Origin of the sequence: Nocardioides sp. LS1, from assembly GCF_003865225.1 — a bacterium.
Lineage (GTDB): Bacteria > Actinomycetota > Actinomycetes > Propionibacteriales > Nocardioidaceae > Nocardioides > Nocardioides ginsengisegetis.
The window spans coordinates 357,725-372,452 of record NZ_BIFF01000006.1 but is presented as its reverse complement, the minus strand read 5'-3'; the positions used below and the strand labels follow the sequence as shown (position 1 = coordinate 372,452).

At 71.9% G+C, this 14,728-nt stretch carries 9 protein-coding genes; 6 read left to right on the top strand and 3 right to left on the bottom strand.

All coding sequences use genetic code 11. From position 1 onward, the window contains the following. Positions 1–55 precede the first annotated feature (55 nt). The 6 genes from EJF31_RS19270 to EJF31_RS19245 all read left to right on the top strand — a co-directional run bounded on the left by EJF31_RS19270 (position 56) and on the right by EJF31_RS19245 (position 6,763). Positions 56–1,489 carry a gamma-aminobutyraldehyde dehydrogenase gene (locus tag EJF31_RS19270; protein ID WP_125038780.1) on the top strand — a complete coding sequence of 478 codons (1,434 nt, stop codon included), beginning with the start codon at positions 56–58 and terminating at the stop codon, positions 1,487–1,489. Then, the gene (locus EJF31_RS19265) at positions 1,482–2,723 is read left to right on the top strand and encodes a saccharopine dehydrogenase family protein (protein ID WP_260430973.1); all 1,242 of its coding nucleotides are present in this window, start codon (positions 1,482–1,484) and stop codon (positions 2,721–2,723) included. Before EJF31_RS19270 ends, EJF31_RS19265 begins: the two co-directional genes overlap by 8 nt. Positions 2,724–2,836: 113 nt before the next feature. After that, positions 2,837–3,901 (top strand): ABC transporter ATP-binding protein, encoded by a 1,065-nt coding sequence (locus EJF31_RS19260; RefSeq protein ID WP_125038779.1) that lies wholly within the window; start codon positions 2,837–2,839, stop codon positions 3,899–3,901. Continuing rightward, positions 3,898–5,109 carry an ABC transporter substrate-binding protein gene (locus EJF31_RS19255; protein ID WP_125038778.1) on the top strand — a complete coding sequence of 404 codons (1,212 nt, stop codon included), beginning with the start codon at positions 3,898–3,900 and terminating at the stop codon, positions 5,107–5,109. The genes EJF31_RS19260 and EJF31_RS19255 overlap by 4 nt, the downstream gene beginning before the upstream one ends. A 2-nt stretch (positions 5,110–5,111) precedes the next feature. Continuing rightward, entirely contained in the window at positions 5,112–5,948 is an 837-nt protein-coding gene (locus EJF31_RS19250) for an ABC transporter permease (RefSeq protein ID WP_260430972.1), read from the top strand. Positions 5,949–5,959: 11 nt separating this feature from the next. Beyond that, positions 5,960–6,763: an ABC transporter permease gene (locus EJF31_RS19245; protein ID WP_125038777.1), complete on the top strand. Its 804-nt coding sequence runs from the start codon at positions 5,960–5,962 to the stop codon at positions 6,761–6,763. A gap of 88 nt (positions 6,764–6,851) precedes the next feature. Here the strand turns inward: EJF31_RS19245 and gabT are convergent, their stop codons facing one another. The 3 genes from gabT to EJF31_RS19230 all read right to left on the bottom strand — a co-directional run bounded on the left by gabT (position 6,852) and on the right by EJF31_RS19230 (position 14,727). Further along, a complete protein-coding gene (gabT, locus tag EJF31_RS19240; protein ID WP_125038776.1) occupies positions 6,852–8,204 on the bottom strand; it encodes a 4-aminobutyrate--2-oxoglutarate transaminase in 1,353 nt (450 codons plus the stop codon). 88 nt (positions 8,205–8,292) lie between these two features. Then, positions 8,293–11,469: an adenylate/guanylate cyclase domain-containing protein gene (locus tag EJF31_RS19235; RefSeq protein WP_125038775.1), complete on the bottom strand. Its 3,177-nt coding sequence runs from the start codon at positions 11,467–11,469 to the stop codon at positions 8,293–8,295. 81 nt (positions 11,470–11,550) lie between these two features. Beyond that, positions 11,551–14,727 carry an AAA family ATPase gene (locus EJF31_RS19230; RefSeq protein WP_125038774.1) on the bottom strand — a complete coding sequence of 1,059 codons (3,177 nt, stop codon included), beginning with the start codon at positions 14,725–14,727 and terminating at the stop codon, positions 11,551–11,553. Between the last annotated feature and the right edge of the window lies 1 nt (position 14,728).

Sequence of the window (14,728 nt, the reverse complement as noted above, 5' to 3'; positions counted from 1 at the left end):
GGATTTCGTTGCCTAAGGGTTACGGCCCCACCGTCGTCTCGCCTAGGCTCGCGCCATGGCAGACCTGACCTTCCGCAATGTCATCAACGGTGAGCTCGTCGAGTCCGCCGCCGGCACGACGTACGACGTCGTCGACCCGACCACGGGAGCGACGTACGCGCAGGCCCCGCTGTCGGGGGCCGAGGACGTCGACCGCGCCTACACCGCGGCCGCCCGCGCCTTCGAGGAGTGGGGCGACACGACGCCGTCCGAGCGGCAGCAGGCGCTGCTCAAGATCGCCGACGCCCTCGAGAAGCGCGCCGACGAGTTCGTGCGGGTCGAGTCCCAGGACACCGGCAAGCCGCTCGGCCTGACCGCCAGCGAGGAGCTGCCGCCGTGCGTGGACCAGATCCGGTTCTTCGCCGGCGCCGCCCGCGTGCTCGAGGGGCGCTCGGCGGGGGAGTACATGAAGGACCACACCTCCTTCGTGCGGCGCGAGCCGATCGGCGTCGTCGGCCAGGTGACCCCCTGGAACTACCCGCTGATGATGATGGTCTGGAAGATCGCGCCCGCCCTCGCGGCCGGCAACACCGTCGTCCTCAAGCCCAGCGACACCACGCCGGCGAGCTCGACGCTGCTCGCCGAGCTCGCCCAGGAGTTCCTGCCGCCCGGCGTCCTGAACGTCGTCTGCGGCGACCGCGACACGGGTCGGCTCGTGGTCGAGCACCCGACCCCCCAGATGGTCTCGATCACCGGCTCGGTCCGGGCGGGGATGGAGGTCGCGGGCTCCGCGGCCGCCCAGCTCAAGCGCGCCCACCTCGAGCTCGGCGGCAAGGCGCCGGTGATCGTCTTCGACGACGCCGACATCGAGAAGGCGGCCGCCGGCATCGCCGAGGCCGGCTACTTCAACGCCGGCCAGGACTGCACCGCCGCCACCCGCGTCCTCGCCGGGCCGGGCGTCCACGACGAGTTCGTCGCCGCGCTCACCGAGCAGGCGCGCGGCACCAGCACCGGCCTCCCCGACGACGAGGACGCGCTCTACGGCGCCCTCAACAACGAGAACCAGCTCGCCCGCGTGACCGGCATGGTCGACCGGCTGCCCGACCACGCGAGGATCGAGACCGGGGGCAAGCGCCAGGGGGAGCAGGGCTACTTCTACGAGCCGACCGTGCTCTCCGGCCTCCGCCAGGACGACGAGCAGGTGCAGGACGAGATCTTCGGCCCGGTCATCACCGTGCAGCGCTTCTCCGACGAGGCCGAGGCGCTCCGGTGGGCCAACGGCGTGCAGTACGGCCTCGCCTCATCGGTGTGGACCCGCGACCACGGCCGCGCCATGCGGATGGCCAAGCACCTCGACTTCGGCGCGGTGTGGATCAACACCCACATCCCGATCGTCGCCGAGATGCCCCACGGCGGCTTCAAGCACTCCGGCTACGGCAAGGACCTCTCCATGTACGGGCTCGAGGACTACACCCGCATCAAGCACGTGATGAGCTACATCGGTGAGTGACCCGATGCGGATCCTGCTCGTCGGGGCGGGCGGGGTCGGGTCGGCCTTCGCCGCGATCGCCGCGCGCCGCGACTTCTTCGAGGCCATCGTCGTCGCCGACTACGACCCGGCCCGTGCCGAGAAGGCGGCGGCGCAGGACGACCGGTACGTCGCGGCGCAGGTCGACGCCTCGTCGGTGGAGTCGGTGACCGCGCTGTGCCGCGACCACCGGATCACGCACGTGATGAACGCCGTCGACCCGGTCTTCAACATGCCGGTGTTCGAGGGGGCCTTCGCGGCGGGCGCGGACTACCTCGACATGGCGATGTCGCTCTCGACGCCGCACCCGGAGGCGCCGTACGAGAAGACGGGCGTGAAGCTCGGAGACCACCAGTTCGAGGCGGCCCCCGCCTGGGGGGCGGCGGGCCGCCTGGCGCTGGTCGGCATCGGTGTGGAGCCGGGGCTGTCCGACGTCTTCGCGCGGTACGCCGCGGACCACCTGTTCAGCGAGATCGACGAGCTCGGCACCCGCGACGGGGCCAACCTCGTCGTGACCGACGACGACGGCAACGAGATCTTCGCGCCGTCGTTCTCGATGTGGACCACGATCGAGGAGTGCCTCAACCCGCCGGTGATCTGGCAGGACGGGGAGTGGCACACGACCGAGCCGTTCTCCGAGCCGGAGGTCTTCGACTTCCCCGAGGGCATCGGTCCGGTGGAGTGCGTCAACGTGGAGCACGAGGAGGTCCTCCTCATGCCGCGCTGGGTCGACTGCAGGCGGGCGACGTTCAAGTACGGCCTCGGCGACGAGTTCATCACCATCCTCAAGGTGCTGCACACCCTCGGCCTGGACCGCACCGAGAAGGTCCGCGTCAAGGGCGTCGAGGTCAGTCCGCGGGACGTGGTGGCCGCGGTGCTGCCGGACCCGGCGACCGTCGGCCCGCGCATGAAGGGCAAGACCTGCGCCGGCCTGTGGGTCACGGGCACCGGCAAGGACGGCGAGGGCACCCCGACCGGGCCGCGGTCGACGTACCTCTACCACGTCGTGGACAACGAGTGGACCATGCAGGAGTACGGCCACCAGTGCGTGGTCTGGCAGACGGCGATCAACCCCGTCGTGGCCCTGGAGCTGCTGGCCACCGGTGTCTGGTCGGGGACCGGCGTGCTGGGCCCCGAGGCCTTCGACGCGGTGCCCTTCCTGGACCTGCTGACCGCCTACGGCAGCCCGTGGGGGATCAAGGAGCTCGACGTCTGAGGAGGGGAGCTCGGCGATTTCAGCCAGATCCGGAGCATCACGATGGTGTAAATCGTTGTCAAGATGGCGTCAGACGATGGAAATCGAAGGCTGACCTTCGCTACCGTTCCGGCATGTCGGCGATTTCCCTGCGCGGCCTGAGCAAGCACTTCGGTGACGTGCGGGCCGTGGACGCCCTGGACCTCGACATCGCCGAGGGCGAGTTCTTCTCCATGCTCGGCCCGTCCGGCTCGGGCAAGACGACCGTGCTGCGGCTGATCGCCGGCTTCGAGACGCCGACCGCGGGCCGGGTGCTGCTCGGCGAGCACGACGTGACCGACCGCCCGCCCAACCGGCGCGACGTCAACACCGTCTTCCAGGACTACGCGATCTTCCCGCACATGAGCGTGCGCCAGAACGTCGAGTACGGCCTGCGCGTGAAGAAGGTGCCGCGCGACCAGCGTCGCGCCCGGGCGCTCGAGGCGCTGGCCACCGTCCGCCTCGAGGGGTACGCCGACCGCCGCCCGCACCAGCTGTCCGGCGGCCAGCGCCAGCGCGTCGCGCTGGCCCGCGCGCTGGTCAACCGGCCCCAGGTCCTTCTGCTCGACGAGCCGCTCGGCGCGCTCGACCTCAAGCTGCGCCGCGAGATGCAGATCGAGCTCAAGCAGATCCAGCGCGACGTCGGCATCACCTTCGTGTTCGTGACCCACGACCAGGAGGAGGCGCTGACGATGAGCGACCGGATCGCGGTGTTCAACGAGGGCCGCATCGAGCAGCTCGCCACCCCCGTCGAGCTCTACGAGCGCCCGGCCAGCTCGTTCGTGGCCGGCTTCGTCGGCACCTCCAACCTGCTGCAGGGCGAGGTGTCCCGGACCCTGCTCGGCGAGGACGGCACCTTCGTGATCCGACCGGAGAAGGTCTCGATGGTCGCCCCGGACCGCGCCCCCGACGGCGACGACGGCACGTGTGTCGCGCGGGGTGTCGTCCGCGAGGTCGTCTACCTCGGTGCCACGACGCACTCGGTCGTCGACCTCGATGCGGGCGCGACCCTGACCGTGTCCCACCAGAACACTGACCGCTCGATCGACGCCGCGCTGGAGCGGCGCGACCACCCCGTCGTGCTCACCTGGCAGCGCGACAACCTCGTGTCCCTGGCCGGCTCCGGCCCGGGGGCGTCCCCTGAGGAGGAGACAGCATGATGAACAGAAGCTCCGGGCGGCTCGCCGCCCTCGCCGGCGTCGCGCTGCTGGCGGTGCTCTCGGGGTGCGGCACCAGCAGTGACACGAGCTCCAGCAGCGGCGGGGGCAACGGCTTCACCCCTCCCGACGTGCCGATGAAGCAGTCGATCGGTGACATGGAGGGCGAGGTCAACATCCTGGCCTGGGCGGGCTACGCCGAGGACGGCAGCAACAGCCCGAAGTACGACTGGGTCACGCCGTTCGAGAAGCAGACCGGGTGCCAGGCCCACGTGAAGGTGTTCAACACCTCCGACGAGGCCGTCAAGCTGATGCAGACCGACCAGTACGACGTCGTCTCGGCCTCCGGCGACGCCTCGTTGCGGCTGATCGCCTCCGGCGACGCGGCTCCCGTGAACACCGACCTGATCAAGAGCTACGCCGACATCGTGCCGTTCCTCAAGGACCGCGCCTGGAACTCCGTCGACGGCCAGATGTACGGCATCCCGCACGGCTGGGGCGCCAACCTGCTCTCGTACAACTCCGACGTGGTCAAGCCGGCTCCGACGAGCTGGAGCGCGGTGTTCGACGACGCGTCCAAGTACGCCGGCAAGGTGACGGCGTACGACTCGCCGATCTACATCGCCGACGCCGGCCTCTACCTCATGAAGCACCAGCCCGACCTCGGCATCACCAACCCCTACGCCCTCGACCAGGACCAGCTCGCCGCCGCGGTGGACCTGCTCAAGGCCCAGCGGAAGAACATCTCGGAGTACTGGGCGAACTACCTGCAGAACGTCCAGGCCCTGACGACGGGCGACACCGTGATCGGGACGACCTGGCAGATCAACGCCAGCCTCGCCGCGGGGGAGGGCGCTCCCATCAAGACCGTCTTCCCGGAGGAGACGTCGACCGGGTGGTCGGACACCTGGATGGTCAGCGCGGCGTCGAAGCACTCCAACTGCGCCTACGCGTGGATGGACTACATCACCAGCCCGGGCCCCCAGGCGGAGGTCGCGGAGTACTTCGGTGAGGCGCCGGCCAACGCCAAGGCGTGCGACCTCACCGTGAACAAGAAGCACTGCGACGAGTACCACGCGACGGACCAGTCGTTCGCGGACAAGATCTGGTACTGGACCACGCCGATCTCCCAGTGCCTCGACGGGCGCACCGACGTGAAGTGCACCGACTACGGCGACTGGACCCAGGCCTGGACCGAGATCAAGGGCTGACCGTGACGCAGACGCGGACCCGCACCGCGTTGCTCCTGACCCCGCCGCTCCTGTGGCTCGGGGTGGCCTACCTCGGCGCGCTCGCGGCCCTGCTGATCACGTCGCTGTGGACCCAGGACGACTTCACCGGCCAGATCCAGCGGCACTGGACGCTGGACAACTTCCGCGACCTGCTGACCATCGACGTCTACCGGACCATCACCGTGCGGACGCTGGCGATCGCGGCTCTCGTGACCGTCATCGATGCTGTCCTGGCCTTCCCGATCGCGCTCTACATGGCCAAGGTGGCCTCACCGCGGCTCCAGCGGCTGCTGGTGATCGCCGTGCTGATGCCGCTGTGGGCGTCGTACCTCGTCAAGGCCTACGCCTGGCGCGGGATGCTGTCCCAGGGTGGGCTCCTCGACTGGGTCCTGGGCCCGTTGGGGCTGCACTCGCCCGGCTACGGCCTGTTCGCGACGACGATGACGCTGGCCTACCTGTGGCTGCCGTACATGATCCTGCCGGTGTACGCCGGGCTCCAGCGGCTGCCCGACTCGATGCTGGAGGCGTCGGCGGACCTCGGGGCCCACGCCTGGACCACTGTGGTCCGGGTGGTGCTGCCGACGGCCTTCCCCGCCCTGGTGGCCGGGTCGATCTTCACCTTCTCGCTGTCCATGGGCGACTTCATCGCGGTCAGCATCGTCGGCGGCACGAGCCAGCTGCTCGGCAACGTCGTCTACAACAACATCGGCGCCGCCAACAACCTGCCGTTCGCGGCGGCGGTGACCACGGTGCCCATCGCCGTCATGCTCATCTACCTGGCCGTCGTCCGACGGACCGGCGCGCTGGACAACCTGTAGGGGAGGCCGCGATGACGATGTCCCGAGGCATGCGCGCCGCGCTGATGGCGTTCACCGCCGTGGTGCTGCTCGTGATCTACACGCCGCTGGTGCTGGTGGTGCTCAACTCGTTCAACGTCGACCGCACCTTCACCTGGCCGCCGCCGGACCTGACCCTGAAGTGGTGGGATGCCGCCTGGCACAGCAGTGGCGCCCGGTCGGCGCTGTGGACCAGCGTGGAGGTGGCCCTCCTCGCGACCGCGGTCGCGCTGGTGCTCGGCACGCTGGCCAGCCTCGGCCTGCAGCGCACCCGGTTCTTCGGGCGCAACCTCGTCTCGCTCGTGATCATCCTGCCGATCGCGCTGCCCGGCATCGTGACGGGCATCGCGCTCAGCAACGCGTTCACCACGATCCTCGGGGTCGGGCTGAGCCTGGTCACCGTGGTCGTCGCCCACGCGACGTTCTGCATCGTCACCGTGTTCAACAACGTGCAGGCCCGTCTCCAGCGGCTCGGCGGCAACTTCGAGCAGGCCTCGATGGACCTGGGCGCGGGTCCCTTCACGACGTTCCGGCTGGTCACCTTCCCGATGCTCCGCTCGGCGCTGCTGGCTGGGGCGCTGCTGTCGTTCGGGCTGTCCTTCGACGAGATCGTCGTGACCACCTTCACGATCAGCCCGACCGACCAGACACTGCCGATCTGGATCTTCCAGAACCTCTTCAGGCCCAACCAGGGACCGGTCGTCAACGTCGTCGCCGCCGTGCTGGTGCTGCTCTCCGCGGTCCCGATCTACCTCGCCCAGCGGCTCTCGGCCGGCGCCGGGGAGACGGTGCGCTGACACGACACCGAGCCGGCGTGGTGCTCCGGTTGCGGTCGATCTGGGAGTCCACACCGACTCGGTGCGTCGGGGGTCGTGCGCGGAGGGTTCAGGCGGTGGCGGCGAACGCCTCGGACACGACATCGAGTCCTTCCTCGAGCAGGGCGTCCGAGATCGACAGGGGAGGCAGGAAGCGGAACACGTTGCCCCAGGTGCCGCAGGTCAGGGTGACGACGCCGCGGGCGTGGCACCAGGCCGACACGGCGGCCGCGCGGGCCGGCTCGGGGTTGCCCCCGAGACCGGTCCCCGGGGTGCGGAGCTCGATGGCCATCATCGCTCCGCGTCCGCGCACGTCGCCGATCACCGGGTGCTCAGCGGCCAGTGCACCGAGCCGCTTCTCCATGAGCACTCCGATGTCCCGGGCTCGCGCGGCCAGGTCGTGGGTGTGCATCTCCTCGATCGCGCCGAGGGCGGCGGCGCAGGCCACCGGGTTGCCGCCGTAGGTGCCGCCGAGGCCGCCGACGTGCGCGGCGTCCATGAGCTCGGCGCGGCCGGTCACGGCCGCGAGCGGCAGCCCGCCGGCGATGCCCTTGGCCGTCGTGACCAGGTCGGGCACGACGACCTCGTGGTCGCAGGCGAACCAGTCGCCGGTGCGGCAGAAGCCGGTCTGGATCTCGTCGGCCACGAACAGGACGCCGTTGGCCGCGCACCAGGCCGAGATCGCCGGCAGGAAGCCCGGCGCGGGCACGACGAATCCGCCCTCGCCCTGGATCGGCTCGATCACGACGCACGCGAGGCTGCCGGCGCCCACCTGCTTCTCCAGTACGTCGACCGCCGCGGCGGCCGCCTCGGCGCCGGACCGGCCGTCGAGGTAGGGGTAGCTCATCGGCGCCCGGTAGACCTCGCCCGCGAACGGCCCGAAGCCGTGCTTGTAGGGCATCGCCTTGGCGGTCATGGCCATCGTGAGGTTGGTGCGCCCGTGGTAGGCGTGGTCGAATACCGCGACCGCGTCCCGGCCGGTCGCCACCCGGGCGATCTTGACGGCGTTCTCGACCGCCTCGGCGCCGGAGTTGAACAGGGCCGACTTCTTGGCGTGCACCCCGGGGGTCAGCTCGGCCAGCTCGGCGCAGACGTCCACGTAGCCGTCGTACGGGGTGATCATGAAGCAGGTGTGGGTGAACGCGTCGACCTGCTCGTGCACCCGCCGGACCACCGACGGCGCCGAGTTGCCGACCGACGTGACGGCGATCCCGGACCCCAGGTCGATCAGGGCGTTGCCGTCGACGTCGTGGAGGATCCCGCCCCCGGCCGCGGTCACGAAGACCGGAAGCATCGTGCCCACGCCATCGGCGACGAATGCGCGCTTGCGCTCCAGCCGCTCCAGGGAGCGGGGGCCGGGGATGGCGGTGACGAGTCGTCGCTCCTGCGGAAGGCCGGGGCCCCCGGAGGTGGGGTGGGTCATGCTGCGAGAGTAGCGGCGCTTGCACCGCTTTCGCGACGGAAAGGACTGCCAAATCTAGACATCGCGACGGAATCCGCGCGAAATGCTGCTAGAGACTACGGAGCCGCTCCTCTATCCTCCGGCTCATCGCGTGCAGCTCCTTGGCCCTGCAGAGCTCCAGGGCCTCGCCGAGCAGCCGGTGCTCCTCGGCACGATCTCCCCGCAGGCGGGCCGCCTCGCTGACCACCACTCGTACCCGTGGACGCATGATGCTCAGGTCGCCCCGGTCGACGGTCTCGACGGCCTCGGTCGCCCGCCGGGCCGCCTCCTCGAGGTCACCCTCGCGTGCCGCGACGACGCAGTGACCCATCGCCACCAGGGCCAGGCTGAGCACGTCGTGCCGCGACGTCACGGCCTCCGCCTGAGTCAGGATCTCGCGAACACGGTCGAGCGGCGCGTCCAGCGCCAGCAGCACCCCTGCTTGCTGGGCCAGGTCGGTCGAGGCGAAGGCGAGGCCGCCCCAGCGCCGGTGCCGGGCGATGCTGCGCTCGAAGTAGGTGAAGGCCTCCGGGTAGTTGCCGAGGAGGAGGTTGGCCTCGGCCAGGGTCGCGGTCAGCTCGTCCGCGTCCGCGGGGTCGAGCGCCGCCGCGGCGCGCCCGGCCGCCTCCACGAGCCCCGCCGAGTCCGGGGTGGCCATCGCGGCGGCGCACATCGCGGCGTACACCTGCATCCACACCCGGAACAGCCGTGACCGGCCCGGCAGCGCGGCCAGCCGCGCGGTGTTCTCGGCAGTCACCGACATCGGCCTCGTCCCGAACATGAGCGCGAAGGGCCGGACCGACTCGGCATGCCGCGCGGGGGCGCCCCCGAGCCCCGCCTCCTCCTCGCTCAGCCGCAGGAGCTCGTCGAACTGCGCGAGCATCTCGACCCCGTGCATCGCCACCACCAGCGCCTGGTCGAGGCGGACCAGGTCGTCGGCGGCGCGGGCCAGGTCCGCGAGCTCCGCGGCCGCGGTTGCGAGGTCGGCGGGATCGACATCCTCGGCCCCGGTCAACGCGTGCGAGAGCCGCCAGGCGCGAACGTACGCCACGTCGATGGCGGCCGGCGGGTCGTCCAGGGTGGCGGCGTACTCCTCGATCAGGGCCTTCGAGTCCGCGATCCGGCCGCGTCCCAGCAACAGTGCGTTCAGCCGGGCCATCAGGTCGCGGCGCGCTGCCGGGGCGAGACCCGAGAGGGTGAGTGCCCCGCGGAGCAGCCCTTCCGCCGCGGGGCTGTCGTCGCGGTCGACGGCCTCCTGGGCAGCGGCCGCCAGGGTCGTCGCGGCCCGGATGGCCAGGCCGATCGCCTCCGGGGACCCGGGTGTCACCTCGTGGCGGAGCCGGGCGGCCTGCTCCAGGTGGTGGGCCTGGAAAGCCACGCGTTCAGGGCCCGCGTCGGTCTCGGCGGTCGCCAGGCGTGCGGCGAACCGTTCGTGCAGCTCGGCCCGCAGCTCCTTGGGAAGCGATTCGTAGGCCGCGTCCCTGACCAGCACGTGCCGGAACGCCCAGGTGTCCCCCTGGGGGCCGCGGGTCCGCCGGAGCAGGTCACGCCGCGCGAGGACCGACAGCAGGTGCTCGACCGACGCGGTGTCGTCGGCGAGGGCGAGGGCGTCGTACGTCGTCATCTCCAGACCCACCACCGAGACCCGCTCCAGCAGCTGACGCTCGGCCACGGGCAGCCGATCGAGGCGGGCGGCGATCAGGGCGCTGACCGTCGGCGGCACCCGCGCCTGCGACAGGTCGCCGACGAGGACCCAGCCGGCGCCGTCGTCGTGGACGAGCACCCCCTCCTCGACGAGGTGCGCGGTGATCTCCTCGACGAACAGCGGGTTGGCACCGGCCCAGTCGGCGACGGCAGCGGCGACCTCGGCCGGGACGGGACCGCCCAGCAGTCCGGTGATCGACGTGCCGGTCTGGGCGGTGCTGAAGGGGTCGAGCGCGAAGAGCGTGGAGTTCAGGGAGCCACCTCCCCAGCCCGGCTGCCGGTCGAGGAGCTCAGGGCGGGCCTGGCACACGAACAGCAGCGGCAGGTCGGCCACTTCGTCGCGGACCCGCTCGAGCAGCTCGACCAGCGTCGGCTCGGCCCAGTGGAGGTCGTCGACGGTGACGACCAGGGGGCGTCGGAGAGCCAGGCGCTCGAGGACGCGCGCCACCGACCAGGAGGTCTGGTCGCACCGACCGGGGTCGCCCGAGCCACCCAGCAGCGGCAGGACCAGGTCGACGACCTGGTCCCAGTCGGGCACGTCGTCACCGAGCCGGGTCAGGACGTGCCGGGTGCCCTCCTCGGACTCGTTGCCGGTGAGGCCGAGGGCCTGGCGCAGCAGCTGGACGACCGGCCAGTAGGTGATGCCCTGGCCGTAGGACACGCAGCGCCCGCCGACGACCTGGGCGCGGTCGCCGATGCGCCGGACGAAGTCGTCGATGAGGCGGGTCTTGCCGATCCCGGGGTCGCCCAGCACGGTGACGAGGTGGCCGCGGCGCGACTCCAGGGTCCGGTCGAGCGTGACGTCGAGGACCTCCGCCTCGCGGTCGCGCCCGACGAGCGGCGTCTCGGGGCGGCGTACGCGTCCCTCTGCTGCGTCGGCCACCGAGAGCAAGGGGTGGGCCACCACGGGCTCGGACTTGCCCTTCGCCGCGATGGCCAGGGCCTCGCCGACCTCGACCGAGTCGCGCACGAGGGCGAGGGTCGCGGCGCCCAGCAGCACCTGCCCGGGCGCGGCCGCCTGCTCCAGCCGGGCCGCCGTGTTGACCGCGTCGCCGGTCACGAACGAGCCACCGGCGTACGCCGCGCCGGTCACGACCGAGCCGGTGTTGACGCCCGTCCGGACCAGCAGGCTGGTGCCCAGGGTCCGCTCGATCTCCGCAGACAGAGCTGCGACCGCGGCCGTCAGGTCCTGGGCGGCGCGCACCGCGCGGAGCGCGTCGTCCTCCCGCACCTCCGGCACCCCGAAGACGGCCAGGACGGCGTCACCCACGAACTTCTCGACCTGCCCTCCGTGCCGCTCGACCGCCTCCCGCGCGACCGCGAAGTAGCGCGTCATCAGCCGTCGGTAGGCCTCTGGGTCCAGGTGCTCGCCCATCGCGGTGGAGCCGGTCACGTCGCTGAACAGCAGGGTGACCGTGCGCCGGTTCTCCGGCACGGACCCCGGCGCCACGCGGGCACCGCACTCCGGGCAGAACCGCGCCGTGGGGGAGAGGACTGCCAGGCACTCCTCGCACCTCCGGTCACCGGTCGGCGACGCGCTCATGACCGGAGCGTAGACCCGCCGAGCGGGACCGGGGAGGCTCCGAGGCGGGCGGGACGGATCACGGTGCGCGAGGAGCGGCGCTCAGTCCGGCAGGGTGTGGAGCTGGAGCTCCAGGCGCGCGGCGAGCACGTTCAGCTCCTTGGCCCGGTAGTGGCCGATCGCCCGCTGGAGGAGCCGGCGCTGCTCGGCGTGGTCACCCCTGGTCGCCGCCGCGAGTGCCAGCCACCGATGCACGTCGCCACGGCCCCAGTGCTCGTCGCCGGTGTCGACGATCCGGCCGGCCTCGCGGGCGAGGGCGACGGACCGCTCGTGGTCGCCCGCCCGGGCGGCCAGGATTGCCTCGACCGTGGCCAGGCTGGCACTGGAGAGCACGTCGTAGGGGGAGGTGAGCGTGCGCGCCTCCTCCACGACCGGCCTCACCCTCGCGGTGTCCTGGCCGAGCTCGAGCCGGTGCAGGGCCTCCATGAGCAGGTACGTCGAGGCGTAGACCTGGCCGCCCCGCGCCCGAAGCTCCGCAGCGAGGGGCGCGACCAGGTCGATGGCGAGCTCCGACTCGTCGAGCCCGGCTGCCGAGAAGAACAGGTCGACCATCCGGTTGGGGGGCGTCACGACACCGGCGAACAGCTCGGCGGCGAGTCGTCGGGTCGTCTCGAGTGCCCCGGGCAGCCCGAGACCCGCCTCCGCGCAGGCGAGCAGCCCCAGGTCGCGCTCCTGTCGCTCCCGTGACCGCCCCGGGCGCTTCTGCATCCGCAGCGCGTGCGCACGGACCTCGGAGAGGGGCGCGGGTCCACACATGAGCGCCACTCCGAGCTGGTCCTCAGCCTCGCGGCGGTCGCCGGGACCCCCGTTCGTGGCCATCTCCTGGAGGGCTGCGGCGGCCTCGCCCCAGCGGGAGTGGACCTGGTGGCTCCGGTAGATCGCGCTCAGTCCGTGGACCAGCCGGCTCCGGTCACTCGCATCTCTGGCCAGCCGCACCACCTCACTGGCCGCCGCGAGGGCCACCTCCGGGTCGACGTCCTCGGCGGCCAGCAGCCGCACCTGCAGCCGCCCACTGGCGAGGAACGCGTGGTCGAGGGCGGTCGCTGAGTCGTCCATGGCGGCGGCGTAGGCCCGCAGGATCTCGTCGAGGGAGTTGCCACTGGGGTCGACGCTGCCGATGACCAGGCGCGCCAGCAGGTCCCGCCGCACCCGGGACTCGACCCCGGTCAGGTCGAGTGCCCGTCGCAGCAGCCCCTCGCACGCCGCCAGGTCATCGCGGTCCCGGGCGTCGTCGGCGGCGGCGGCCAGGGCGGCGGCCGCCCGGTCGGCCGAGAGGAGGGCGGCGTCCGAGCTCGGGGCCAGCTCGGAGCGGTAGCGAGCCGTCTGCTCCAGGTGGTGGGCCACGAAGGCGAGTCGTTCGGGGCCGGACTCCTCGTCGTCCGTGGACGCCGTGTGCTCCGCGAAGGCCTGGTGCAGGTCGGCGCGGACGGCCTTGGGCAGGGCGTCGTACGCCGCCTCCCGGACCATCACGTGCCAGAACCGCCACCGCTCGGCCCCGCCGGCCAGCCGCACCCGACGCAGCAGGTCGCGGCGGGCGAGCGACCCGAGCAGCCGGGTGACCTCGGCCGGCTCCTGACCGGTGAGGGCGACCGCCTCGTCGGTGCGGAGCTCGAGCCCGACGACGGAGCACCGCTCGAGCAGGATGCGCTCCTCGGTCGGCAGCCGATCCAGCCGGGCTGCCAGGAGCGCACTCACCGTGGGTGGGACGAGGGTGCTGACCGGAGCCGCGCCGCCCGTCAGCTGCCAGGCCTCGGCCCTGCGCTCCAGGATCCCCGACTCGACCAGGTGGGTGGTCAGCTCCTCGATGAACAACGGGTTGCCGCCCGCCCAGTCGGACACGATGTCGCGGACGTCGTCGGGCACTCCGCCGTCGAGGAGGTGCGCCAGTGAGGTCCCGGTCTGGTCGCGGGTGAGCGGCTCGAGGCCGAGCATCGAGGTGTTGACCGACCCGGCACCCCAGGCGGGGTGCTCGTCCAGCAGCTCGGGGCGTGCCTGGCAGACCAGCAGCAGGGGCAGGTCGGTGAGCTCGTGGCGCAGCCGGTCCAGCAGCTCGACCAGGGTCGGCTCGGCCCAGTGCAGGTCGTCGAGGGTCACCACCAGGGGCCGGTGCGCAGCCAGGTCCTCGACAAGCCGACTGACGGCCCACATGGTCTGGTCGCTGTCACCGGCGTCACCGCCCTTGCCGAGCAGCGGCATCAGGAGGTCGACGACCGTCGGGCCGTCGGCGGTCTCGGCGAGGGCCAGTGAGAGGGCGTGCCGGGTGACCTCCTCGGACTCGTGGCCCGACAGGTCGAGCGACTGGCGCAGGATCTGGACCACGGGCCACCAGGTGATGCCCTGGCCGTAGGACACGCACCGACCGCTGACCACCCGGGCCCGCTCGCCGATCCGCAGCAGGAACTCCTCGACCAGACGCGTCTTGCCCAGCCCGGGTGCCCCCAGCACGGTCACGACGTGGCTGCGGCTGAGCTCCAGCATCCGTTCGAGGGCGTCGTCGAGGGCTCGGCTCTCACGCTCCCGGCCGACCAGAGCGCCGTCGTTGCGCCGGGCCCGGCCGCGCTCCACGTCCAGGACCTGGCGGAGCCGGTAGGCGGGCACCGGCTCGGCCTTGCCCTTGGCGGGCACCGGCTCGACCGCCTCGACCTCGACCGCGTCGCGCACCAGGTCGTAGGTCGACCCACCCAGCAGGATGGTGCAGGGCGCCGCGGCCTGCTCGAGGCGGGCGGCGGTGTTGACGGCGTCGCCGGTGGCGAACGAGCCCCCGGCCCGGGCGGCGCCGGCCACCACCGACCCGGTGTTGACGCCGGTGCGGATCTCGAGACGCACCCCGAGGGTGCGCTCGAGGTCGGCCGAGAGCACCTGCACGGCGGCGTTGAGCTCGTGGGCGGCGCGGACGGCTCGCAGCGCGTCGTCCTCACGCACCTCGGGCACCCCGAAGACGGCGAGCACGGCGTCGCCGACGAACTTCTCGACCGTGCCGCCGTGCCGCTCGACCGCGGCGCGGGCGACCTCGAAGTAGCGGCCCATGACGGCCCGGTAGGCCTCGGGGTCGAGCTGTTCGCCCATCGCGGTCGACCCGGTGACGTCGGTGAACAGCAACGTCACGGTCTTGCGGACCTCGGGCTCGGGCGCGGCCGCGACCACGGGGGTCCCGCACTCGAGGCAGAACTTCGAGCGTTCCGGGATCTCGGCTGCGCAGGCCGCGCAGGTGGTCGTCATG

Coding starts and splice junctions, on each gene's coding strand:
- EJF31_RS19270 (WP_125038780.1), top strand. CDS start 56: ATGGCAGACCTGACCTTCCGCAATGTCATCAACGGTGAGCTCGTCGAG.
- EJF31_RS19260 (WP_125038779.1), top strand. CDS start 2,837: ATGTCGGCGATTTCCCTGCGCGGCCTGAGCAAGCACTTCGGTGACGTG.
- EJF31_RS19255 (WP_125038778.1), top strand. CDS start 3,898: ATGATGAACAGAAGCTCCGGGCGGCTCGCCGCCCTCGCCGGCGTCGCG.
- EJF31_RS19245 (WP_125038777.1), top strand. CDS start 5,960: ATGACGATGTCCCGAGGCATGCGCGCCGCGCTGATGGCGTTCACCGCC.
- gabT (WP_125038776.1), bottom strand. CDS start 8,204: ATGACCCACCCCACCTCCGGGGGCCCCGGCCTTCCGCAGGAGCGACGA.
- EJF31_RS19235 (WP_125038775.1), bottom strand. CDS start 11,469: ATGAGCGCGTCGCCGACCGGTGACCGGAGGTGCGAGGAGTGCCTGGCA.
- EJF31_RS19230 (WP_125038774.1), bottom strand. CDS start 14,727: ATGACGACCACCTGCGCGGCCTGCGCAGCCGAGATCCCGGAACGCTCG.